Source organism: Azoarcus olearius (assembly GCF_001682385.1).
GTDB lineage: Bacteria > Pseudomonadota > Gammaproteobacteria > Burkholderiales > Rhodocyclaceae > Azoarcus > Azoarcus olearius.
In genome coordinates this window covers 3,651,460-3,675,023 of sequence record NZ_CP016210.1, presented here as the reverse complement: position 1 = coordinate 3,675,023, position 23,564 = coordinate 3,651,460, and the positions used below count along the sequence as shown (strand labels likewise).

The 23,564-nt window shown below is 62.9% G+C and carries 20 protein-coding genes; 4 read left to right on the top strand and 16 right to left on the bottom strand.

What is annotated here, in order from left to right; all coding sequences use genetic code 11:
* Nucleotides 1-33 precede the first annotated feature (33 nt).
* From dqs_RS16765 to dqs_RS16720, 11 genes are all read right to left on the bottom strand, one after another.
* Nucleotides 34-1,101 carry a glycosyltransferase family 4 protein gene (locus dqs_RS16765; RefSeq protein WP_065341769.1) on the bottom strand — a complete coding sequence of 356 codons (1,068 nt, stop codon included), beginning with the start codon at nucleotides 1,099-1,101 and terminating at the stop codon, nucleotides 34-36.
* Nucleotides 1,098-2,315: a glycosyltransferase family 4 protein gene (locus tag dqs_RS16760; RefSeq protein WP_084018633.1), complete on the bottom strand. Its 1,218-nt coding sequence runs from the start codon at nucleotides 2,313-2,315 to the stop codon at nucleotides 1,098-1,100. The genes dqs_RS16765 and dqs_RS16760 overlap by 4 nt, the downstream gene beginning before the upstream one ends.
* Nucleotides 2,316-2,336: 21 nt before the next feature.
* Nucleotides 2,337-3,302 (bottom strand): glycosyltransferase family 2 protein, encoded by a 966-nt coding sequence (locus tag dqs_RS20565; RefSeq protein ID WP_084018630.1) that lies wholly within the window; start codon nucleotides 3,300-3,302, stop codon nucleotides 2,337-2,339.
* 1 nt (nucleotide 3,303) lies between these two features.
* Nucleotides 3,304-4,500 (bottom strand): glycosyltransferase family A protein, encoded by a 1,197-nt coding sequence (locus dqs_RS16750; RefSeq protein WP_084018627.1) that lies wholly within the window; start codon nucleotides 4,498-4,500, stop codon nucleotides 3,304-3,306.
* A gap of 121 nt (nucleotides 4,501-4,621) precedes the next feature.
* On the bottom strand, nucleotides 4,622-5,680 hold the full coding sequence (locus dqs_RS16745) for a DUF6625 family protein (protein WP_065341196.1): 1,059 nt from the start codon (nucleotides 5,678-5,680) through the stop codon (nucleotides 4,622-4,624).
* Nucleotides 5,681-5,839: 159 nt separating this feature from the next.
* A complete protein-coding gene (locus dqs_RS20560; RefSeq protein ID WP_169823522.1) occupies nucleotides 5,840-6,757 on the bottom strand; it encodes a glycosyltransferase family 2 protein in 918 nt (305 codons plus the stop codon).
* A gap of 281 nt (nucleotides 6,758-7,038) precedes the next feature.
* Nucleotides 7,039-8,082 (bottom strand): polysaccharide pyruvyl transferase family protein, encoded by a 1,044-nt coding sequence (locus dqs_RS21300; RefSeq protein ID WP_084018620.1) that lies wholly within the window; start codon nucleotides 8,080-8,082, stop codon nucleotides 7,039-7,041.
* A gap of 42 nt (nucleotides 8,083-8,124) precedes the next feature.
* Nucleotides 8,125-9,597 (bottom strand): oligosaccharide flippase family protein, encoded by a 1,473-nt coding sequence (locus tag dqs_RS16735; RefSeq protein WP_065341194.1) that lies wholly within the window; start codon nucleotides 9,595-9,597, stop codon nucleotides 8,125-8,127.
* Nucleotides 9,598-9,629: 32 nt separating this feature from the next.
* A complete protein-coding gene (locus dqs_RS16730; protein WP_065341193.1) occupies nucleotides 9,630-11,651 on the bottom strand; it encodes an acyltransferase family protein in 2,022 nt (673 codons plus the stop codon).
* An 86-nt stretch (nucleotides 11,652-11,737) separates the two neighbouring features.
* The gene (locus dqs_RS16725; RefSeq protein WP_065341192.1) at nucleotides 11,738-12,424 is read right to left on the bottom strand and encodes a GNAT family N-acetyltransferase; all 687 of its coding nucleotides are present in this window, start codon (nucleotides 12,422-12,424) and stop codon (nucleotides 11,738-11,740) included.
* A 2-nt stretch (nucleotides 12,425-12,426) separates the two neighbouring features.
* Nucleotides 12,427-13,662 (bottom strand): glycosyltransferase, encoded by a 1,236-nt coding sequence (locus tag dqs_RS16720; RefSeq protein ID WP_065341191.1) that lies wholly within the window; start codon nucleotides 13,660-13,662, stop codon nucleotides 12,427-12,429.
* Between the two features lie 160 nt (nucleotides 13,663-13,822).
* On the opposite strand from dqs_RS16720, the gene dqs_RS16715 reads away from it, so the two are divergent.
* Genes dqs_RS16715 through dqs_RS16700 form a run of 4 tightly spaced genes read left to right on the top strand, consistent with a single transcriptional unit; the run spans nucleotide 13,823 to nucleotide 16,514 of the window.
* Complete coding sequence (locus dqs_RS16715; protein ID WP_041642766.1) at nucleotides 13,823-14,071, top strand: acyl carrier protein; 249 nt, start codon at nucleotides 13,823-13,825, stop codon at nucleotides 14,069-14,071.
* Nucleotides 14,072-14,077: 6 nt separating this feature from the next.
* On the top strand, nucleotides 14,078-14,914 hold the full coding sequence (locus dqs_RS16710) for a hydrolase 2, exosortase A system-associated (RefSeq protein WP_065341190.1): 837 nt from the start codon (nucleotides 14,078-14,080) through the stop codon (nucleotides 14,912-14,914).
* The gene (locus dqs_RS16705; protein WP_065341189.1) at nucleotides 14,911-15,768 is read left to right on the top strand and encodes a hydrolase 1, exosortase A system-associated; all 858 of its coding nucleotides are present in this window, start codon (nucleotides 14,911-14,913) and stop codon (nucleotides 15,766-15,768) included. Before dqs_RS16710 ends, dqs_RS16705 begins: the two co-directional genes overlap by 4 nt.
* Complete coding sequence (locus dqs_RS16700; protein WP_065341188.1) at nucleotides 15,765-16,514, top strand: tetratricopeptide repeat protein; 750 nt, start codon at nucleotides 15,765-15,767, stop codon at nucleotides 16,512-16,514. Before dqs_RS16705 ends, dqs_RS16700 begins: the two co-directional genes overlap by 4 nt.
* Nucleotides 16,515-16,534: 20 nt before the next feature.
* On the opposite strand, the gene dqs_RS16695 is transcribed toward dqs_RS16700, so the two are convergent.
* From dqs_RS16695 to argB, 5 genes are all read right to left on the bottom strand, one after another.
* Nucleotides 16,535-17,776 (bottom strand): pyridoxal-dependent decarboxylase, exosortase A system-associated, encoded by a 1,242-nt coding sequence (locus tag dqs_RS16695; RefSeq protein ID WP_157108208.1) that lies wholly within the window; start codon nucleotides 17,774-17,776, stop codon nucleotides 16,535-16,537.
* A gap of 53 nt (nucleotides 17,777-17,829) precedes the next feature.
* Nucleotides 17,830-19,626: an asparagine synthetase B family protein gene (locus tag dqs_RS16690; RefSeq protein WP_084018617.1), complete on the bottom strand. Its 1,797-nt coding sequence runs from the start codon at nucleotides 19,624-19,626 to the stop codon at nucleotides 17,830-17,832.
* A gap of 96 nt (nucleotides 19,627-19,722) precedes the next feature.
* Nucleotides 19,723-21,303, bottom strand: a complete 1,581-nt coding sequence (locus dqs_RS16685; RefSeq protein WP_065341186.1) for an acyl-CoA ligase (AMP-forming), exosortase A system-associated — start codon at nucleotides 21,301-21,303, stop codon at nucleotides 19,723-19,725.
* Between the two features lie 147 nt (nucleotides 21,304-21,450).
* A complete protein-coding gene (locus dqs_RS16680; protein ID WP_065341185.1) occupies nucleotides 21,451-22,611 on the bottom strand; it encodes a right-handed parallel beta-helix repeat-containing protein in 1,161 nt (386 codons plus the stop codon).
* 4 nt (nucleotides 22,612-22,615) lie between these two features.
* Nucleotides 22,616-23,518 (bottom strand): acetylglutamate kinase, encoded by a 903-nt coding sequence (argB, locus tag dqs_RS16675; RefSeq protein WP_011766967.1) that lies wholly within the window; start codon nucleotides 23,516-23,518, stop codon nucleotides 22,616-22,618.
* Between the last annotated feature and the right edge of the window lie 46 nt (nucleotides 23,519-23,564).

Genomic DNA, 23,564 nt, shown 5'->3' with positions numbered 1-23,564 from the left:
GCAACAGCCGGCAGACGGTAGCGTGGACTCTCTTCACTGACTCTCCCTGGAGGCTCTGGCCCCAAGCTCGTGGGAGCCGACAACCTCCCGATAACAGCGGGCAATTGCGTCGGCCACCGCATCCCAACTGTAGTGGGCAACGGAATCGCGGCAGTGTGCTTCCGGGGGGGGCTTGTCAAAAAAAGCGAGTACTGCCCGCCGTATGCCAGCCTCATCCTGCGGCGACACCTCGCAGACAACACCCCTCATCAAGCTCAGGTCCATGCAATGCTCCCGCGTCATGACCACGGGGGTGCCGGCTGCTAGCGCCTCCATCACTGACAGTGGCATTACCTCGGATAACGCCGGCAGGCAAAACACCGAGGCCGCTGCATAAGCTGATGCGAGCAAGGGGCTTTCGTAATCAAGGGGGCCCACGTAGCGGACATGCGGGTACGCCAACAGAAGGTCGAGGTATCCACTGTCACCGCCGGGTAAAGGACCGATCAGTACGACTTGCTGGCCGGTGCCCTCCAGGGCCTTGACCAACGCAAGTTGATTCTTATGCGGACTGACAGTGGCCACCGACAGTACGTAGCCGGGGGCTACACCAAAGTCGATACAAAACTGGGCGGGATCTGCATTGAAGAAGCGACCGGGGATCCCGTTCGGTACCACTCGCACGCGTTCGGAGGGAATCCCGAAGGCGTCGACGATCGAGGTCTTTTCCATGTCGCCGAGCGCGATTACTGCATCGGCCCCCTGCAGGCAGCTTGCGATGTGGCGGTATTCGGTCTTCACATTCCATTGGGTCAGGCGGCCAACCAGCGCGTCCAGTCGCCGCGCGACCCATCCCAAACGGGCCGTCCAATGGGGGCGGATAAGCGGCGACACGACGACTGGTAGTCCCAAAGCGCGTGCCTGTTCGACTGCGCGGTGGTTGCCATTGATGGCCGAGAAGACGTGAACGATGTCAAAGTTGGCAAGCCGCTCCCGCACGGGGTCGATCAGCCGTGCCTCGATTCCTTGACGTTGGAGCGCAGCCGCGGTCTCGCTAACCTGGACCTGTAAGCCACCGCTGTTCTGGAACAGCATGGGATAGGAAATGATGGCGACTTTCATGCCGCGCATTCCTCGTAAGCCCCGCCGGGCATCGTAGCCTGATAGAAAGATTCGAGATTCCGCCTCCATACGGCGCGTGAGTAGCATTGCTCAGCGCGAGCGCGACCGGCCGCGCCTGCGACACGCGCGCGCACGGAATCCGCGAAATATGTCGCCACTGCAGTTGAGGCCGCTTCCGTATCGCCGAAGGGTACCAGCATGCCGCATTCCCCAACCACAACGTCCCGGCTGCCGGCCACATCCGTAGCGACAACAGGGATGCCACAGGCCATCGCCTCCGCGCTCGCAATCCCGAAACCCTCCTGCCGGCTCAGCAGTAGATGCACGTCTAGCGCCTGGAAAACGTTTTCCACGTCCGGACGGAACCCTAGGATGCGTATGCGGTCTGCCCACGCGCAACGCGACACTTCTGCGCGAACCTTCGCCTCAAGCGGGCCTCGGCCACATAAGATCAGATACGCCTCGGGATATAGCCTCTGCAGTCGGGCGAAAACCTCAAGTACCTGTAAGGGTTGTTTCTGCACGTCGAGGCGGCCAACGGCGCCGACGACTAGGGCCGTTTGTGGGATGGATAGTTTGAATCGAAGTGCTGCGCGCGCCGTCGGATCCGGAACAAACCGTTTGATATCGACAAAATTCGGGACGACGGACACAACCGTATTGTCCCGGATGAACTCGCCGTAGGTAGAAAGGAAGTGATCCAGTGCAGATGAGGACACGGCGTAGAGACCGCGGACGGACTGGAAAGCGTCCCGCATCAAGTCCGCATGCCACGGCGAAAACGCCGCTGGCGGGAAGGCGTTGTGGATACTCAGCACCGTCGGGATACCGAGGCGATGGCAGAGCCACACGCGGCTGCCGCCCTGTTGAGTCCAGGCATAGAACACATGTGCGAAGTCCGCTTTGAGTCGCCGGAGCCGAGGAAGCCAAAAGGTACGACTGAGGAGGTGATTGGCCCGACGCCATTGCCATTGTTCGAAGAAGGGCGGCGGGTTGAAGTCGAAGGTCGAGAACAGCGGATTCTCGTTCGACAGATCGTCCAGCCAAGGATGGCGGTCGGGGAATCGACTGGGAGCGAGTATGCAATGGTGACCGTAATCCGCAAGAAATCGCGCCTCGTCCGCCATCCGCAACTCCATCCCGCCGAGTTGCCCGGAAAGGCTCGTCAGTAATACCCGCTGCTTATTAGTGCCCGTCAATGCATGTGTGGTCATGTTAAGTATTTGAAGCGCGGTTCAACGCAGGCGCAGCGCGCTACCCAGTAGTTGCTGCCAGAGCCGCCAACCGGTGGGATAGCGCCACAGACCCACTGCGCACTCCGTCACTGCGCGACCGAACTTGCCTTCTCCACGCAACCAGCGGGCGTTCTCAATGAGTCCTTGTGGGTAGCGCTGATGGATGGTGGCGGCGATATCCGCTCCGGGCGTTTCCGAGAGGATGAGGTCCAGCATCAGACGTTCATAGTCAAACGGGGCCACCTTGGCGTGGGTCATATTCGAATCGTGCTGGCGATACAAGAATACCGATCGAGGTACCAGAATGAAGTCACTTAATCGCGCCAGTTTGAACCAGAGGTGATGATCTTCCTTGTAGCGCAGCCGTTCATCGAAGCCGCCTGCGTCAAGGAAAAGCGTGCGCCGTATCAATGTCCCGCATACGTGACAGATGGCCGTGCGAAGAACGTCCAGGTAGGGCTGTGGCAGGCTCACGGGCCGTGACGATGTGTAGGCTGGGCCGAAGTATCGGGCTGGTCGCTCGCGATTCTGGAAGAAATTGCTGTCCGTAACTCCTGTCGCCATGTCCAGAAGTTGAAAGTCCCCTGAAATTACCCCTGCGCCCGGGTTGGTCGGAGTCGCTTCCAGGCGAGTAGTGAGGCTAGTTGGCGTCCACACATCGTCGGCGTCCAGAAACGCGAGCCATTCCCCCCCTGCTGAAGCAGCTCCTGCATTGCGGGCGCCAGCGGGCCCCTTCGTACGATTGTTGATCAGGACCCTGACGCCCTCAAACCGACCACAGCGCTCCAGTACTGCGAGGCTCTCCGAGTCGGTGCTGCCATCGTCGACTAGTATGATTTCCAAAATACGAACGTCGCCCTCTTGAGCGCGTACCGACTCAACAGCCTCCTCCAGCAATGGCCCGGAGTTGAAGCACGGAATGATCACAGAAACAGTAGGTTGCATTTCGATGTGTGCAGATTGCATGTCATCGGGTTGAGGTCCCGCCGCGATAGGAGCGGGCTGCAAACGGCAAGAATGCCAGCATGCAGGCCGCCACAACCGCTCGTACGCGACCTTGCGCTGCAGTCGGTTCAAGTTTGAGTTGGCGGTAGAAGCCTTTAGATAGCGACCCCAGAGTCGCCCTTCCTGCAGGCGTATTCGCTAGTGCAAGCAAGGGTAGGAAGGCGTGTGGCTGATCGCTCAGGGCCAGCAGAAAGTACGGGTGGCTGGGTAATGTTTCGATGAAATTGATGTCCTCTGCACTTAATGCCTCAGTACTACAGACACTTGTCGCGCTTTTGAGGTCGCGCACGACTTGCCCGACATCAGCCTTGCTGGCTAGTACCCACGCTCGGCGGATCAGCGCGGCCCTGTGTTCGGCACTGCCTGGGTGTTGCGAGTATTCCGGTTGAAAGCGTTCCAAGGGTAATTGCTTGACGATTAGGTCTCCGATCATGCGGTCGTATTTCATCCACGCGCGCCGTTTGTCCGCGTGGGCGTGCACGGCCGAAGCGGGGCCCCGCGCCCCTTCGTGTTGCCGGAATATATAGGTACGGGAGCCAGTGAAAGCGAAATCTGCGAGCTGGGACAACTCAATCAAGACCGCGTAGTCCTGTGAGCGTAGCAGCGTTTCTCGAAAGCGCAGGCCGTGCTCGAATAGCCGTGTGCGAATTATGCAGCCGGTGAGCATGAACGCGCAGAAGCGCATCAAATTCAATCGTTGCTGTGCTAGGGGCGCTTCGAAAATAGGGGGAGGTGACGGGGGCGTGGTCACTACAATGCGTCCATCGGCGCCGGTCCTGCCTAAGTCGTGAAACCCAAAGGTAAAGCCAAGGTTCGAGTGCGCTGCGAGTAGGGAGAGATGGCTTTCGATGGCCCACGGGTGCGCGACGTCGTCGTCGTCAAAGAACCATACGAACTCCGTGTCTATCATGGGGAGCGCCAAGTTCAAGGCAGACGCCTTGCCGCCATTCTCCTTGCGGAGATACTCCACCCTGTCACCAAAGGTCGCCACGACCTCCGATGTGTTGTCGGTGCTCCCGTCATCGATGACCAGGATCCGGACTGGCGGAACGGTCTGCGCCAGCAGGCTTTCCAGGCATTCAGCAAGGAATGCAGCCCTGTTGTAGGTCGGAACGACGACCGAGACGGCGTTCGACCGCATGTTTCCCTGATTCGTCATCGATGCGATGTCTCTAGCGTGAGTTCTCGAAGCTTGCCAGCTTACCGAAGGGCTGTCCGTGTCATGCTTGTCATAAGCGCCATGATGCCTATCTGGCCGGCCTGGGCCGCTTCTTTGCTAGCTACTTCTGCGAGAACGTGTCTGTCATTCGGCTGTACGCGATTCGTCGGAATTTATCTAGGGCTCTGTTCAACAACTGCTCAGCACGGGCACGAACGGCCCGCGTACGTCGCAAGAGCAGCTCCCTGCGGTTGTAGAAACCATACTCGTCGATCCAGTATTCCTCGGGAATTTTCTTCCAGCGTGGATAGCGAAAGTAAGGCTTCTGCTTCTCGGTAATGAAGTGATAGAACAACCATTCCGAACCCGGTTTGAAGTCACTTTTTCCCGGAAATTGCACAGCAACCCCGTTGGGTGAGTAGTGCAACAGCATGCTCTTTGCGATTGACTCCTTTGCGAATGTCGAGAAGAAGGCGCGGAGTCCGTTGCATTGCTGGCGATGCTTCACCACGTGGGTGAAACTGACGACTTCCGTTTCTAGCGTCGCAATGCTCTGCCCTTTGGCTAGCCGCTGATATACCCCAAGCGGATCCGATCGCGGCAGTCGACTAGCTTCGTCGAAGATAAAATTGCGGTGATCGCTCAAAACGGTTGACCAATCTGGGCTGTGCTGAAAGAGGTGGCATATCTCGGCGGTGTTTCGATAGACGGTGAATGCGCCTGAAATCCATTCTTTCCGCGCCGATATAATATCGTACGCCTGAAGGAGTTCTGAGGTGATGAATTCGGAAATATTGCCGAGTATCAGGTCGATGTCGAGGTGGCCCCAGTGACTGAATGTTCGAATGTGATCTTCGAAGATCAGGCCATAAGCGGGTTTAAAGTCGCAAAGCTTATACGGGGCGCGTATATCAGGTTCTACGCCTGTCTTAGCTAAGATGAGCCGCGACAGTTCCCTCAGTGACAACTTCATTAAGCGTACGTTCGGGGGAAGATCGGCGGGCAGGGCTAGATCGGTTACGAAGCAGAACAGGTAGTCCTCGTTCTTGCGACAAGATTGTAGGAACAAGTCGAGATAGGGGGGTAGGGCCCCATAGTAAGGAATCAGAAAGCAAATCCTATAAGAACTCGTTCGCAATCTGTTGTCCTGATCAAGCAGGTGGAAACCGTCTGGTGTCATGGGGTCTCCGTACCCGGGGGCCGGGGATATTCATTCGTTGCCCATAATTGTACGGCGTTGCGTTGTGCTATCGCGCCGTGTTCCGGCCCTGTAGCACTCAGCGCGGCCGGCGGTCCGGCTCAAGAGTCGGTCCCTACCCCGCTGCACGCTACCTCCCCATCAAGGGGCTTCGCGGCGGCTCTGCAATCCTTCATGAGGGTGCCTCCACACCTGGTTCCAACTAGGGCCATATCTCAAAAGAAACACAAGGGCCGCTGTCACTTCTCGCGCCAAATCGGTCGCGGAGGTTCTTCGGAGACGCCAGTACCACATGCGGGCATACGTGGACCGGCTCGCGGGATTCAAGACATACTTGATCATGCACGAACCGAACCCTCTCCGGTACCCGTTTTCGAGTGCACGCGCCGCCTCCGCCGTCTTCCGCCCGTGGTGGTGATAAACGACGATGTTAGGGTCGTAAAAGCCACACCGGCCGAACAACGCCAGTCGTCGAAGAAGGTCCGTGTCTTCCCCGGATTTGAACCAGGTGCCGGCGCCGAGTCGCTCATCAAATCCGTGGATATCCATGAGTGCTTTTTTCCGGCAAACAAGATTTGCCCCGTGAATCAGCCCCGAAGGTATAAACGCGCGCGCGGCCACAAACTCCGGAACATTCTTCTCCTGGATTGTGACTCTCTGATCGGTCGGGTCGTACAACAACAGTCTGCCACCGCCATAGTCGATTCTGGGGTCCTTGAACATGGACCAAACAGCTTCCAGGTAGTCCTCTCTCGGATAACAGTCGTCGTCCGTGAACGCAACAATCTCGCCTGTTGCATTCTCTATCCCTCGATTTCTTGCCCGTGCAAGTCCGGGAGTCGGTTCGACGACGACCCGCAGCGGAAATGGGCTGGAGACGGCAAATCGTTTCAGAGCCTCGTCGGTGTGATCGGTTGAACCATTGTCGACGACCACCATTTCCCAGTGGCCGGCGAACCGTTGCTCGCAGAAGCTCTGGAGTGTCCGCCGAAGTTGTTCCGCGCGATTTCGAGTGCATATCACGACGGATATGCAGGCATTCTCAGAAACAGTGTTCATCGAGACTCCCTGAAATACCATCCGCTCGGAGTTCTGGGTCGATAAGCATTCCGTAGCCTCGCTTCGCCGTTCGCCGGGTGTTGGCCTCTTCGTTTGGTGCCGGCCACCTTCAGGTGGTCTGTTGACGCCCGCTGATCTGGACCGGGGACTTGGAGGCCGCACGAGTCCTTGCGGGTGGGTCGAGAGCCGAACTTCTGGCTGTCGCCGGCGCGGGCCGTTTGGAAGCGAAACGAGAGTGAACTTCGAGGGGGACGGCAGAAGGTTGTGGGGGACGCCCCCGCTTATTGCTCGACAACCCCGGGCCGGGAGGGCGTAACGTGGCCCTCCTCCCCGGCAAGTTGCCGAGCCCTGTACATCGCCTCAGAAAGATCCGTTGCGTTCCTGCAGAGGTGACTGCCGGTGTTCCACGTCGTCCTCAGGTTGGAGATCTTTCCGTACGAGTTATCGAGAACGACGTGAGGTATTCCCATAAGGCAACACAGGATATGGGCGTGTAGCCGGTCGGTTATGACGACCCGGCCGCTCGCAAGCAGGCGGCTTCCACGCCTTACGCGATCAGTGGCAAGTCGGTTGAAGATCGGGCGGTGTAGGGGCTGAAACGCCGGGCACTTGCGGGGGTAGCGACCGTGGAGCGTTGCCAGGGTTCGATCAATCGTGGTGATCAACGAGGCGGGCTCCGTCCGCCAGTCCTCTACCCGGACGTCCCGATCCTTAGAAAGGGCGCCTTCGTCCGATTTCCTCTCGTGATCTGTACGCAGAAGAGCCACAACCGCATGCTGAGGGGCTGCAGGGCGGGGATACTCTGCGAGATAAAGAGCCATGTCGGGACACAGGTGGGCACTGCCTGGGCGGATCTTTCGGGCTACCTCGAGGCTGACGATATCGCGCACCAAGAGGTGGAAGTCGGGGTGGGGTTGGAGGGCGTCGCACGTTCGCTGAAGTCCACCGTTGGATTGATAGTGGATGGACTGGGGCAGTTGAATGATGCGATTGGTCGGATATCGGGCCGCGATATCTTCCCGGTGGCGCTGGTGATGAGGCCAGAGATCACCGAAATTGCCTCCGCCCTGAATAAGAATGACGCAGTCTTCAGGGAGCTTCGGAAAACCCGCTGCGTGCGTCAGACCGATATCGGCGACAAATACGACCCTGCGCGAAATCCCGTTGTGACGCAGGAAACTGCGTAGACCGAGCCATATCGCGCTGTCGCCAACATTGGCGTAGTTAGGAAAGTCGAATATAGCCACCGGGGCACCCGGTGGAATGAGCGGCAGAAGAGCTTCGTCGATCAGAGTGGAATATCTGCTGTGAGACCTGCCGTCCATGTGCTGCCCCCTGTGGCGTCCTGGGCGGGACGCCACAGGGGCTTACGTACGGTCGCTTAGAGCCCTTGTGTAGCGTCCCCTGATCATCGCGAGAGTTCTTTCAATCTCGTAACGGAGTGGATGTCTGGTTATGAAGATAGCAACTACCCAGGACATGACAAAGAGCAAACCTGTAACACTTATCATCGCTAGATTGGGAAGCGACAACTTCTCCAGTTCATCGGCCGCGCACACGATGGCCGGTCCGATCAACGAGAGGGCGGCGATGCCGTATGCGGGGCGCACGTGCTTCCAAAGCTCGCGCGGAGAGAGCTGGATCGTCTTGCGTAAGACGTAGAGGTCTTGGGGGTACGCGAACAAGATCGATGCAGCGACCAGTGCGAAGACGGTGTAGTCAAGGGGTAGCCAAACCGATAGCAACAACGTTGAGGTTCGGACAATTTGAATGCCGGTCTGAAGGCGAAGGAGATGGCCCACCTGACCGTTGGCGATGAGTATTGGGCTGACCAATGCGAACGGGGCGCCAAGCATGGCGCCGAAACTCAGTGTGGTAGCCAGGAGCGATGAGGGCTTCCATTGCGCACCAAACATCAAGTCGATGACGGGGGCGGCCATCAGTGCGAGGTAGCCGAGCAGCGGGATGGTTATGGCAACGATCAGCGAGATTGACTTCGCATATAGATCGGCAGGTTTTTCCCCTGCTCGAATCCGGGAGGCGAGTATGGGAAAGTATGCACTGTTGATAAGTCGTGCGATCTGCGAATTTATGATGTTCAGCACCGACATGGCGCGGTTGAAGTAAGCTACCGCGGCAAATCCCAACGTGCGTCCGAAAATCAATTCCGGTGCGTTGCTGGAGAATTCCGAGAGGAGTGAGTTGATGCTGGATTTGTAGCCAAATGACACGACGTTGCGCAGTCCGGTCAGCGTCGGGCGCAACAGTGCGAATTCGGGTCGAATCAGGCTGAGGATGATCACATTCGACATCATTCCCGCGATAGATCCCCATGCCGGGCTCATGTAGCCCAGGCCTCCGAAGGCGCACGCGATCGTTGTGAGATGTTGAACGGCATTGTTCGATAAATTGACGAGTGCGACACGGCCAAATCGCATTTCCCGGTTCAGCACCGACATGATGGGGGCACCAAAGGGGATGAGAAGGAAGTTGAATGCGATCAGGCCAAGTACGTCTGCCACGCCCTTCCGCTCATAGAAAATTGCGAGCGGTTCGCGCGCAAGATAGATGCCGAGTGCGATTGCCCACGACGTCAGGAGCATTACGGTGAACGCGGCCCGCATGCGAGGCAGATCGATATCACGCGACTGGATCAGGTACTGTCCGACTCCGAAGTCGCGCAGGATGTGCGCGAAGCCGATCAGTGAGACGGAGACGGAGAAGATGCCGATCTCGTCGGGAGTCAGAAGTCTGGAGACGATGATTACGCTGCCCAGACTGAGTAAAAAGGTGGCGATCTGGGTGGCGCCGTTGATGCTGAGTGCTCTGCGGAGGGCCATGGTGCGGAGGGCGTAAGGTTGTGGCCCGCCTATTATTGGTTGTGAGTTGCCGCTCGCGCCAGTTCTGCAGTGGGTGCATCCTCGTTCAGGTAGGCGGTGAGCGGCTTCAGGACCCGGCGGGCGCCCGCTACGCTGAGGTGGTCATCGTCGAAGTACATCGCTTCATGATCGATGACAGCGCGGCAACGGTCGTTGTCGCAGAGCGCGGTCACCGGGTCGATGCGAATGAGGCGATCGCCCCAGGGAAGGGCTTCCAGGAGCGCAAGAGCATAGCGGTTGCGTGCGTCGAAGTAGGTACGCGGGGTGCCCGTTGCATACGAAGGGTCATCCTTGAATTGGCCTGCCACGATGTTTTGCTGGACGGGTCGGGGTAGCTCTGGAATCGGGCCAAGGACGAACACTCGTTTGCCGGCTTTCTGCAACCGGTCGACTATGGTGGTGAAGCTCTGCCAGATCAGTTCTCTGGATCGAAGGGCGTCCAGGCCCTGGATCTGGGGGATTCTGTCGGGTAATTGTGGATATGCATTGGCGTGGTCTCCGAAGAACGCCGCGCTGTACCGGAAGCCGAGCAACACGTTGCGGATATGCGGGGCGTTCTCGATGTGCTGCAACGCTTCGCGCTGCCAGCTGCTGCAACCGGGGGTCCGGCTCTGGTAAAGGATGGAGGGACCGCAACCCGAAAAGCTCAGGTGAAGCGCGCCTTGCCCCCGGGGCGCCAAGTATTCCGCCAGCGCATAGGCCGGTTCCACCGTGTGGCTGTCGCCAAACACCGCCCAGGTGACGTTGGCGTTGAAATACGTGCAGGCGCGGGATGGGGGCAGGTAGTCCTCGCCTTTGGCATGGCATTCGTCGCGCTTGGGGCTGGGTGTGGCGGTGGCGAGAAGCGCTTGGTGCTCGGCATCCAGGCGTGAGGGGAAGCCGGCGCTGAGCGGGCCGGTGAGGCCGACCAGGAAGAATGCCGCAGTGCCGACCAGCGACAATGCGAAGACGGGGCCACGGGCGATGCGCCGGCGGTTGCGGAAGGGGGCTTCGACGTACCGCCAGGTGACGTAGGCAAGCGCGAAGACGACGATGCTCAGCAGCAGGAAGACCGTTACCGAGGGCCGTTCGGCGCTTCGCAAACGAGCAAATGCGAACAGTGGTTGATGCCACAGATAGGCGCTGTATGACAGCAGTCCGATCATCACCACGCCGCGGCTGGAGAGGAGCCGACCCACCCGGTTGCTCTTGTGCGCGAACGCCAGCACGAGGGCGGTTCCCAGCGTGGGAACAAGCGCATAAGCGCTCGGAAAGCGGACATGCTCGTCGTAGGTGAATACTGCAGCCAGAATCATCAGCGCACCAAGGGTGGCGAGCACGGCGGATGAGCTTGACGTCACGCGATCGTGAAGCGGCCGGTCGGAAGACGCGAACGCCAGTACTGAACCGATGAGCAGTTCCCAAGCACGGGTTGGTGCAAGGTAGAAGGTGGCGTCTGGCGCGATGCGCGAACCCCATTCGCACAGCGCCAGCGAAGCGATGCCGATGCCGGCCAGCATCCACGCCTGGCGCCGCTTGCCGAATCGCCAAGTGAGCATCAGCAGCAGTGGAAACAGCACGTAGTACTGTTCTTCGACGCCGAGGCTCCAGGTGTGCAGGAGGGGCTTCTCCTCCGTCGCGGAGTCGAAGTAGCCGCTGCTGCGCCAGAACAGGATGTTCGAACTGAAGAGCGTGACCGCCACGATGCTCTTGCCGAACGCGGCAAGTTCGTCCGGCGTCATCCAGCGCCACGCGAATGGCAGGCAGCAGGCGATGACGGCAAACAGGGCGGGCAGGATGCGGCGCGCTCTGCGCTCGTAGAACCTGACCAGGCTAAAGCCGTGCCGCGCGTGATCCGAGAGGATGATGGAGGTGATCAGGTAGCCGCTGATCACGAAGAAGACGTCGACTCCGACGAAACCGCCCGAAAAGGACTCGAGCCCGGCATGGAAGAGGATGACCGGGACGACTGCGAGCGCGCGCAGTCCGTCCACCTCTGGCCGGTAGGGGAGCGCATGGAGCTGCGGCGTAGACATGAGAGGCAGCTCCTGAGCAGGGGGACGGGAGCGAAAAGTCTACTTCAAGCGCATTTCAGAATTTGCAACAAAATGCCATTGGGAACCTAGCGCGCCGCGGGTGCTTCCAGGACGAGGCGGGGGCGCCGCTTCATCCCCACATGGAGGAAAGGCGCGGCGCCCAACACCGAAATCTGCACCGGGCCCAGCACGATGAAGGTGGCCGTACTCAGATAGCGGATGCCGAGACGGCGGTGGGCGGCGAGAGAGCCCGGATTGAAAGCGGAGATGCGCGACAGGCTCCAGCGCACGCCGCGCGCCGCGAGATGGATGTTTGCCGCCTCCCATAGCCGGGAGAAGGTGCGGCCGATCCGGAATTCGGGTTCGACATACACGTCGTAGTCCCAGGCGCAGCGCTCGGGCGGACTCAGTTCGTAGCGGCACCGGACCTCGTCTTCCTCGTAGGCGTCACGCGCCAGCCACAGGAAGCCGGCAAAGCGGCCGTCGTTCTCCGCCACGAAGCAGGTTGCGCCGTCGGCAAAACGGCGTGCGATGACGGCGGGCGGGCGCGGAAAACGGGAAACCACGGGGTCGTCCGGTGCAACCCTCCTGATCTGCGACTTGGCGGAAGGGCGCGAGGTGGCGGGTTGTTCCGGTACCGGCTGGGCGAAGAACTGATAGCGGATGATGCACGCCCTGCCGGCGCTCACGCGCTGCAGCAGGCGCCCCGCAAGGTAGAACGCCGCGTTGATGTACCCGAGTTCGGCCACGGCTTGCTTGAGCGGCTGCAGCATGATCAGGCAGCGGCCCTTAACACCGTTGCATCCAGCATGCGGGCAAGTTCGGCCGTGCGGCCTCGCCGGGATGCTCCCGCGATGGCGGCGGCAGTGGCAAGCGTGCCGGCGGCCGGGTCAGTGCAGAAGCGTTCCAGGCAGCCTACGATCGCGGCTTCGTCGTCGAGGCGGGCAATCGCGCTGATTCCCGCGCTGCGGCAGGTAACGGCAGTATCCCCGGCCGGGTCCGTGAGGGCGAGGATGGGGCGTCCGGCGCGGAAATATTCGTACAGCTTGGCGGGAATCTGGGCGTTGCAGTTGGCGGCCTGCAGCACGAGCAGGCCATCCGCCCGCATCATCTCGGCCAGTGCATCGCGATAGTCGATCGAAGGGCAGGTTTCGATGACGTCATCCACACCGTGGCGCTGCGCCAGCGCATGCAGCAGATCGGCATGCACGGGTGCGCGGAAGCGGATACGGAGGCGGCCGTAGATGGCCGGGGCGGAGGCCTTCAGCCGGGCGAGCGCGGCGATGAGGTGCGTGGGATCCCGTTCGCTTGGATAGACGATGCCGCTGTGCAGCAGCGTGAGTTTGCCCGGATGAAGCGGCTCGCCGGCGGCGGCGTTGGTGAAGGTTTCTTCGTCGTACCCGTTCTCCAGCAGCGCAAGGCTGTCGGTCCGGCGCGGGTAGCGTTCGCGATACAGCTCGAGCGCGGAGGGCGTGGTGAATACGCTGAGCGACGCCTGCTCGATGGCGCGGCGCTCTATGCGGGCGAAGCTTTCCCAGGTTGCCGGGTCTTCCGGATAGTCGTCCTGCGCCATGGGGTCGCGGAAGTCGGCAATCCAGGGCAGGCCGCTGCGGGCGTGCAGGGTAGCGGCGATGCTGTGCGCGGTTGCAATGGGGTAGGTGGACCAGATCGCCGCGGGCGCGTACTTGCGGATGAGTCCCAGCCCGGCCGGCACGGCACCAAGCCACCACGTCAGCCAGCGATCCGGCCGCGCGAGAAAGCCCGGATAGCGCCCACCGATCGCCAGGTGGCGCGCGGTATCCCAGGCCGGGGCACGGACCACGACGGTGCCCGCCGGGACGTCGGCAAGCTGGTCCGGCGTGGTGTTCTCGTACGCGCGCGTGTGCGCGGTAAGGATGATCGGCTCCCATCCGAACTCCGGCAGGTAGCGGGCGAAGCGCAGGGTGCGCTGCACGCCGCTGCTGCCTTGAACAGGCGGGAAGTGGTAGGCGATCATCAGGATGCGTTTCATCGGATACGGGACTGCCGCGCGAGGGGATGACGTTGTCGGGGGTGGCCGACCAACTCAGTCATGGTCCGGCCCGAATCGGCGCCTATAATAGCAACCCGATTCAGACGGCATCGACGATTCCGTCATGGAAACAGCGGCAAGATATAGCGGGAGCAAAGAGTTGGATATCAAGAAGGAAGTGTTGGCAATCCTCGACGAGGTGCTGAGCCTGGGCGGCCGCGTGTCCGGATTCGATGACGAAACGCCGCTGCTGGGGGCTGTGCCCGAGCTGGATTCGATGGCAGTGGTCGGGGTAATCAACATGCTCGAAGAACGGTTCGGCTTCATCGTCGAAGATGACGAAATCGACGGCTCCGCCTTTGCCACCGTCGGCTCCCTGGTTGAATTCGTTGCGGCCAAGCTCGGCTGAGCGACCATGCACAGGCCCGCTCGCGAGGCGTTCTTCCTCGAAGCACAGGGCGGTGGCCGTTTTTGTCTAGCGACGCATCCCGTCGGGCCGCCCAAAGGGGCGGTGCTGTTCGTCGGGCCGTTCGCCGAGGAACTGAACAAGTCGCGGCGCATGGTGGCCCTGGCGGCGCGCGCATTCGCGTCGGCGGGCTGGATGGTGCTCCAGCTGGACTGCTATGGATGCGGGGATAGCGCGGGCGAGTTCGGCGAGGCGGATTGGGCGACCTGGGTCGGGGATGTCGGACTCGGGCGGGGCTGGCTGAGCGACTGGCTGCAGATGCAGGGGCGTGACCTCCCGCTCGTGCTCTGGGGCCTTCGAGCCGGCAGCCTGCTCATCGCCGATCATCTCGCTACGGAACCTGGCGCGCGGTTGCTGCTGTGGCAGCCGGTAACCAACGGCAAGCAGCACCTCACACAGTTCCTGCGGCTCAAGGCAGCCAGCGAGATGCTGGCGGAGAGTGATGCGAAGACCGCCATGACCCGCGTGAAAGCGGCCCTGCAGGCGGGGGAGACCGTAGAGGTGGCGGGGTATGCGGTCCGGGCGGCGCTGGCGAGCGGCATGGAGGCGGCGATGCTGCGTCTGCCGTCCGGGGGCACGCCAAGCGTGGAGATTGTGGAGGTCGGTGCGGAAGGCGGGAGCGTTTCTCCTGCCGTGGCGGTCCTCGGGGAGCGCTGGCGCGAAGAAGGCATCCGTGTCGGCATGCAGGCGCACTCCGGCCCGGCGTTCTGGAACACGCAGGAAATCGAAACCGTTCCGGGCGTGATCGAAGCGTCGCTCGCGGCTTTGGAGCGCTTGCGATCATGACGTTCCGCGAATTGGCGCTGTTGTTCGAGTGCGGCGGGGATGAACTCGTCGGCGTTCTCAGCCTTCCCGAGCGGGAGGGGGGCGAAGTGGGCGTGCTCGTCGTGGTGGGAGGGCCGCAGTACCGCGTCGGCAGCCATCGCCAGTTCGTGCTGCTGGCGCGCCATCTGGCCGCGAACGGCATCCCCTGCATGCGCTTCGACTATCGTGGCATGGGCGACGCGACCGGCGAACAGCGTGATTTCGAGCAGGTTCAGGATGATATCCGCTGTGCTGTCGACACCATGATGGAACGCATACCCGGCCTGCGGGGTGTGGTGCTATGGGGCTTGTGCGACGGCGCGAGCGCGTCATGTTTCTACGCCCGGCAAGACGATCGCGTGCTCGGCACAATGCTGCTGAACCCGTGGGTGAGAACCGCCGCTACGGAAGCCCGGACCTACCTGACTCACTATTACTGGCAGCGCCTGCGCGACCCGGCCTTCTGGAAAAAGCTGTTGGGCGGAGGCGTCTTGGTGGGCAAGGCTTTGGGGGGCTTGTTGGGCACCGCACGAAAGGCTGGCGCCGCCCGGCAGGGCGCGGGCCAAGACCCGGTACAGAGCCTCCCCGCGCGGATGGCCTCGGGTTTGGCGAGCGCGGGGAAGCCCTACCGGGTCGTTCTCAGCGGGCGTGATTATGTGGCGAGGGAGTTCGAACAGGTAGCGGCGGGAAAGCCTTGGGCGGCGCTGGAGGCCATCCGGGATGCAGTCCGGCTTGATGAGGCCGACCACACCTTCTCGACAGCCGCATGGCGGGCGGAGGTGGCGCGAGTAACCGCCGAATGGGTGGAAAGTATGGGCAGGGAGGGGGCTCGATGAATCCGGGATTTGTGCGCGTTACGTTTCTTGCGGTGGGGCTGTGTTTGGCGCCGGCAGCGGCAATCGCGGATAACGCGATGGCGACCATGGGCTGCGGTGCGCTCGAGAACGCGTACGGCCCTTTTGACTATCGTACCCATCACCACAAACTAGGAATCGTTGAGAAATTCCATTTCGGAGCAACACAGGAGCAAGCGCTTAGCAACGTCGGTGGTGATTTGGACTACACCCTGCGAGCCTCCCCCAACCATCACCGCGCACTCGCCGCTACCGTCAAGTATGGCGCTCGTACCAAGCAAACAGTGCCGCCGGGGATGCAGTTCTCGGTCGAGTGCTATCTCATCCGCGGGGAAACATTTCGGCCGGACGATGCAATGGTGAAGGTGCTGTTCGGCATGTACCTGTTCAAGGCTGGACGGGGCAAGGAGGCCATTCAGAAGCTTGAAGCCGCGCGAGAGTTGGACCAGGACAACGCGAACGTCAATTACAACCTCGGCCTCGCGTACTTCGATATGCGTGAGTACGACAAGGCGCTCGACAGCGCGCACCGGGCGTATGCGGCGGGGTTTCCGTTGCCCGGCTTGCGCGACAAATTGAAGCGCGCCGGGAAATGGGCCGAGCCGTCGGTCAAGCCGTCAACTGCCGGGCCGGCAGCTGGGGGCGCGAATACGACGGAGCCCGCGTCGCCGGCGGTCGACGCCGAGCCGGCGGCTGCGCCGGCCAGCGCCGAGGCGGGCAAGGAATAGACGCCGGCTCGACCCGGCGGTTAGACGAGCACCTCGGCCACGGCGGGGTGGCCGAGAAAGCGTTGCGGACTGGCCGAGGCGCCGTAGGCACCCGACTGATAGACCACGACCAGATCGCCGGGCGCCGCGGCGGGCAGTGACATCTTGTCTGCGAGCAGGTCCAGTGGCGTGCACAGCGGCCCGACGACCGACACGGTTTCCCGCATGGAGCCCTCGATGCGGTTGCCAATCGCCGCTGGGTAGTTCTTGCGAATGACTTGGCCGAAATTCCCCGACGCCGACAGGTGATGGTGCAGGCCGCCGTCGGTCACCAGGTAGATCTGGCCGCGGGAAACCTTCTTGTCGACGACGCGCGCCACGTAGATGCCGGCCTCGCCCACAAGGTAACGGCCGAGTTCGATCACGATCTCAGCTTCCGGAAGCTGTTGCCTCGCTGCGGCGACGATCGCGCCCAAGTTGTCTCCAATGGGCGCCAGGTCCAGCGGCGTTTCTCCCGGGAAATAGGGTATGCCGAAGCCGCCGCCCAGGTTGAGGAACCTCACCGCGGTGGGCGCATGCTCGGCCAGCCGCACTGCCAGGGCATAGCTTTTCTGCTGCGCCTCCACGATGGCCTCCGGGCGCAGGTTCTGAGAGCCCGCGAAGAGATGGAAACCCTCGAAGGCCAGGCCCGCGTTGCCGATTTCCGCGAGAAGCCGGGGGACGTCCTCTGCGTCGACGCCGAACTGTTTGGGTCCGCCCCCCATCTTCATGCCCGAGGACTTGAGTTCAAAGTCCGGATTGACGCGCACCGCCACACGTGCGGGCAGCCCGAGTGCATCTTGTGCGGCCGCCAGGATGGGCAACTCGCGGAACGACTCCACGTTGATGAGGATGCCGGCGGCAACCGCCTGCAGCAGTTCCTGTTCGCGCTTGCCGGGCCCGGCGAAGCTGATTTCCTTGGGATCCGCCCCGGCGTCGAGCGCCACCTGCAGCTCCCCGGCGGACGCCACGTCGATACCGTCGACCAGTCGGACCATGTGGCCGACCAGTGCGGGCATCGGGTTGGCCTTCATCGCATAGTGCAGCTTGATTTCCGATGGAAGCGCGGCGCGGAGCTGCGCCACGCGGGCCTCGAGCAGGCTGCGATCGTAGGCATAGAAGGGGGTCTGGCCCACCCTCACGGCTAGCCGGGTGAGCGGGACACCATTCACCAGCAACTGGCCTTCCGCGCTGCGGAACTGGGTCATGGGCGTATGGGTGGGCGTCGGTCGGGCTTCGGTCATGGCGGGGCCTTCGGTTTCCGCGAATGGGGGCGTCGTGCGCATCGTCCCCGGGGTCAGAGGGTGCTGCCGTCGTGGGCGCGCAGCCAGAACTCCAGCATCATCAGGATCCATACCATTTCGCCGTAGTAACCGGGGTGCGCTGGCAGGTGAGTGGTGAAGAGTTCGTCGATGAAACGGGGGCGGACGATGCCGCGCGCGGCAAGGCTACGCAGCGCGTCGTGCGCCTGGGCCTTCAGTCCGGTGTGGGCGCATGCCCAGACGCCGAACGGCAGGCCGAACCCGTGCTTCTTCTTCGTGATGATCTGGTCCGGCAGGAAACCGCGCAAGGCCTCCTTGAAAAACCAGCGCAGGGTCAGTCCGCGCAGCTTCCAGTCGGGCGGCAGTGTGAGCGAAAAGTCGAGCAATTCGTCGCTGAGCAGGGGAAAGGCCACATCGACGCCGGCGAGTTGTGTGGTGCCGATGACCTTCGGCAGGTCGTTGTCCGCCAGGGTGTATTTCCAGTCGTACGCCAGCATGCGATTGACCTGGCTGCGCGCCGAGCTTGCCTGCCAGACCTCGCGCTGCTGCTGCTGCGGGCGATCGACGTCAATCCGGGCCAGAAAGTCAGCTTCGAAAACCTCACGGGTGCCGAGTCGCAGCAGCATGTTGTACATGTGCATGCGATCCGGCATCGGCACGCGGGCCTGTTCGACGTAGCTCACCCCCTTCTTCATCAGCGGGATGCGGCCCATGCCGGGCAGGGCGAGCACCGGCTCGAGCATGCCGCGTCGCACCAGCCCGGGAACGCTGTCGTACCACCCGAAAACACGCTGCTTGGCGTAGCGGGTATTGCCGCCGAACAACTCGTCGCCCCCGTCGCCCGCCAGCAGTCGTGCCACGCCTTCGTCTTGCGCGCGGGACGCGCAGATCCAGGCCGGCACCGCGGAGGAGTTGCCGAAGGGCTGGTCGTAATGGACCGCGACGCGGGGAATCCCGTCCAGCAGATCGTCCGGGGTGACGTAGTACTCGTGGTGGTCGGCGCCGAAATGACGGGCGGCGATACGAGCGTATTCCATCTCGTCGTAGCCGCTTGCGTCGAACCCGATGGAGTAGCTGCGCGCGGGCCGGCCGAGGACCTTGCACAGCATGCCGGTGACGGTGGAGCTGTCGGTGCCGCCCGACAGGAAGCAGCCGACCGGGCCTTCCGCGTCGCGCCGCACGGCGTTCTCGACGATGTCCAGGAACTGCCGTTTCGCGGATTCGAAGCTGGGCCGTTCGCGTTCGTCGAAACGTGGTTGCCACCACGCCCGGCACGTTGCGCGGCCGTCTTTCCACTGCAGCACATGCCCGCCGGGCAGTCGCGCGACGCCCTCGAAGATCGTCGTGGGGGCCGGGATCATGTGGAAGAACAGGTACTCGTACACGGCCTGTGCCGACAGCCGGCGCCCGGGGCCGGGCAAGGCGTCGGCGCGGTCGGCGAAATGGAGCGCGCCGTCCTGTTCCGCATAGCACAGGGGCCAGGTGCCGAAACGGTCGGTGGCAAACAGCGCCTCGGCGCCGTCGCGGTCGATGAAGACGACGTTGAAGCGGCCGCGCACGGAAGGAATCACCGATTCGCCCTGGTCGCGCAGGGCCTGAAGCCAGGCCACGGCCGGCCCCTGCTGTGTGGCAATCGCCTGGAGCGCTGGGTCGGCAAAGCGCGGCCGGCCGAGCGCGATGCACAGTCCGGTGCCGTCGCGGGCGACGGCGATGGCGGGGCGGTATGCCACCGTGGCCCTGCCGAGGTCGACGCGTTCCAGCGCCGTGCCGGATGCGGCGCTCGGGTCAGGGTTTGGGCTGCGGCGAAGGATGCCGCTGAACTGCTCGAGCACAATGAACTCCCCCGGTCTGGCGGCCGGCCTAGGTTCTTTGGGGGCGGAATGATGAGTGATTCATGCCGCCTTGTTCGCGTGTATGGACGGCGCGCCTCAGGCCTCGCTTGCGAGGGCCTTGCGGTCGATCTTGCCGTTCGGATTGCGGGGCAGGGGACCGGAACGCACGTCGATCCTGGTCGGCACCATGTAGGCCGGCATGCGTGCACGGCACTCGGCCAGTAGCGTTGCTGCATCCACCGTGCCGCCGGACGGCGGCGTGACGATGACGGTGATGCTTTGTCCGAGGGTGTCGTGCGCCACGCCGAAGGCCGCACACTCGCCCACCAGACGGGTGGCGTAGACGATCTCCTCCACCTCGGTCGGGCTGACCCGGTAGCCCGAGGTCTTGATCATCTCGTCCCGACGGCCGATGAAGTACAGGAAGCCTTCTTCGTCGCGGCGGACGTTGTCGCCGGAGAACACCGCGATTTCGGGCAACACCAGCCCGCTCTGGCGTCCGGGCGCGTGGGCCGGCAGCGGCTTGAAGCGTTCTGCCGTCTTCTCGGGGTCGTTCCAGTAGCCCATCGCCACCAGCGCGCCGCGCTGCACGAGTTCGCCCGGTTCGTTCGGTGCGCATTCCGTGCCGTCCTCACGCAGCACCAGCACCTCGGAATTGGGGATCGACTTGCCGATCGAGTCGGGGCGGCGGTCGACTTCGTCGGGGGGCAGGAAGGTGGCGCGAAATGCTTCGGTCAGCCCGTACATCAGGAAGGGTTTGGTCCGGGGCAGCGCGGCCCGCAGGCGGGTGAGCGTTTCCAGCGGCATCCGTCCGCCCGTATTGGCGATGTAGCGCAGGTGCTCGGTAATCGAAGCCGACCATTCGAGTTGCGACAACTGGATCCACAGCGGTGGCACCGCGGTGAGGCCGGTGACGCGCTCGCGCTCGATCGCCTTCAGCACGTCGCGCGGCATCAGGTAGTTCAACAGCACGACCCTGGCGCCCGAGTGGAACGCGGTGGTGAGCTGGGAGAAGCCCGCGTCGAACGATAAGGGCAGTGCCGCGAGCAGCGTGTCGTGCGCGCCGTTGTCGAGATATTGGGCGACGCTCTTGGCGCCGGCGACCATGTTGCGATGGGACAGCACGACGCCCTTGGGGCGCCCGGTGCTGCCCGAGGTGTAGAGGATGGCGGCCATGTCCGCATCCACCACCCGATGCCCTGCGCGCGGCGCCGCGTCGAGAAGTTCGCTCCAGCGGTGGACCGACGCGCCCGGCAGCGTGGGCAACTCGGCGGCGTTGCCGACGAGCACCACGTGGCGGAGGTCGTGACACGCGGACAGGGTGTCGCGCAGCGCGGCGAAGCGTTCCACCCCGGTGACCAGCACCCGCACGTTGCAGTCCTGCAGGATGTAACCAACCTGTTCGGCTTTCAGGATGGGATTGACGGGTACGAAGACGCCGCCCGCGGCGGTGGCGCCGAAGAAGGTGGTGACGGTTTCGATCCGTTTGTCGAGGTAGATGCCGACGCGTTCGCCGCGGTCCAGGCCGAGTGCGAGCAGGCCGGCGGCGCATTGCGCCACGTCGCGCGCGAGTGCGCTGTAGGCGAGCGTCTCGCCGCCGGCCGTCAGGGCCGCGGCGTCCGAACTGCGCTCGGCGGAAGCTGCAATCAGGTCGTGGAGCAGATGGGTCGCATTCATGACAGTCGAAAATACCGTATGGATGATCAGCGCAAGCCGCGAGTTTAGCGGATCAAGTGCGAATAATTGTGTGGCGTAAGCCCGATCTGCGGCATTCGTGTGGCGCCCGATCCGGGCAGGCGGCGACGGGGCGCCCTGCGCCGCGCGTCATCGAAGCGACTGGAAGGCGCCGGGCGACCATTTCAGCGGTGGCGCAATCGGGCGGGTGCCGATGGGCAGGGTGAACTCGGCGGCGGGCTGGGCCGCAGCGTCGAGTACCGCTGCGTCGGCCCAACCTTCCAGCAGGGTGCCGATGGACAGGCTGAAATCCAGCACCTCGGGGCCGCTCAGAATCGGCGATAGCGCGGGGAAGTTGCCGCGGAAACGCCCCTCGGCGCCCAGCGAGAAGACGCCGGGCCCGACCGTGAGATTGTTGACCGCGACCACTTCGGTGTTTGCGGGCAGGCGTTCGCCGAAGGTGCGCAGGAACCAGGCGCCCTTCCAGCGTTCGCTCACCAGCGTGTTGTGGGCGAGAAGCAGCCGGTTCTCGGGCCAGGGCGAGGTGTCGGCCTCGGCGCCGTAGGCGACCACCACCGGGTTCTCGGTGTCGGCACTCTGGCCGATCACGTTGCCGACGACGGTTGCCAGCCCGCCCATGGGAAACTCCAGCTCGTAGGACGCGTGGCCTTGCGGTCCGTCGTAGATCAGGTTGTAGCGGATGTCGTTGACCCGCGCCCGCGACTTGATCAGGTGACCGTGCGCACCGCGGTGGAAGCGACTGCCGGAAATCTCCAGCCGGGCGATGCGGCCGACGTAGAGGAGGTGTGGATAGGGCAGCTGCTGCGCGACCGCACCGGCAAACACGCTGTCGTGGATGGCCAGGTGGGTGTCAGGGAAGTTGGCAGTGAGGATGCCGTGCTGGTTGTCCTCGAACACGCAGTCGCGGACTTCGAGTTCGCCGCGCTCCAGCCGGATGCCGGCGCCGTTGCCATCGGCGACCCGGGCGCCGCGGAACTCGATGTTCTCCACCTTGACGCGTCCGTTGCGGAACACCCAGATCGCCTTGTCCTCCGCGCTCTTGCCGGCCGCGATCAGCACCGGACGGCCGCCGACGCCGCGGATCTGGATGTCCTTCTGCGACCAGATGGCGACGTCGCCCTCGTAGGTGCCGGCCTTGATCAGGACGATGTCGCCGTCGCGCGCATGGCGGGCCGCGTCGGCGATGCGGAGGAAGGTCTCGCCGGGACCGACGGTGAGCACGGCAGCGTGGGCGGACCCCACCCACGTTGCCAGGAGCGCCGCATGCAGGAAGGTGCAGAGGCGGCGCATGGGCTTACTTGCTCTTGATCATCGTACCGACGCCGTGGTCGGTCAGGATTTCGAGCAGCAGGCAGTGCTCCACCCGTCCGTCGATGATGTGCACCGACTTGACCCCGTTGCGTGCGGCATCGAGCGCCGAGCCGATCTTGGGCAGCATGCCGCCCGAGAGCGTGCCGTCGGCCACGAGGTCGTCGATCTGCCGCGGGGTCAGGCCGGTAAGCAGGTTGCCGGCCTTGTCGAGCACGCCCGGCGTATTGGTGAGCAGCACCAGCTTTTCGGCCTTGAGGATCTCGGCGAGCTTGCCCGCGACCACGTCGGCGTTGATGTTGTAGGTCTCGCCGTTGTCGCCGACGCCGATCGGTGCGATCACCGGGATGAAGTCGCCCTGGTCGAGGAAGGAGATCAGGCTGGGGTCGATGGTGGTGATCTCGCCCACCTGGCCGACATCGATCACGTCGCCTGCGGGCGCATCCAGCTTCTGCATCAGCAGCTTCTTGGCACGGATGAAGCTGGCGTCTTTGCCGGTGAGACCGACCGCCTTGCCGCCCGCCTGGTTGATGAGATTGACGATCTCCTTGTTCACCTGGCCACCGAGCACCATCTCGACCACCTCCATGGTCTCGGCGTCGGTGACGCGCATGCCTTGCACGAATTCGCCCTTCTTGCCGACCTTGGCGAGCAGGGTTTCGATCTGCGGACCGCCGCCGTGCACCACCACCGGGTTGAGGCCGACCAGCTTGAGCAGCACCACGTCGCGCGCGAAGCAGTCCTTGAGGTGCGGGTCGGTCATCGCGTTGCCGCCGTACTTGATGACGATGGTCTTGTCGAAGAAGCGTTTGATGTAGGGCAGGGCCTCGGCGAGGATCTCGGCCTTCAGGGCAGGGGTAACGGATTCGGTGGAACTGGCGGCGGACATCGGGTTTCTCCGGAAACGGTGCGGCGATTGTAGTGGCCTGAGCAGC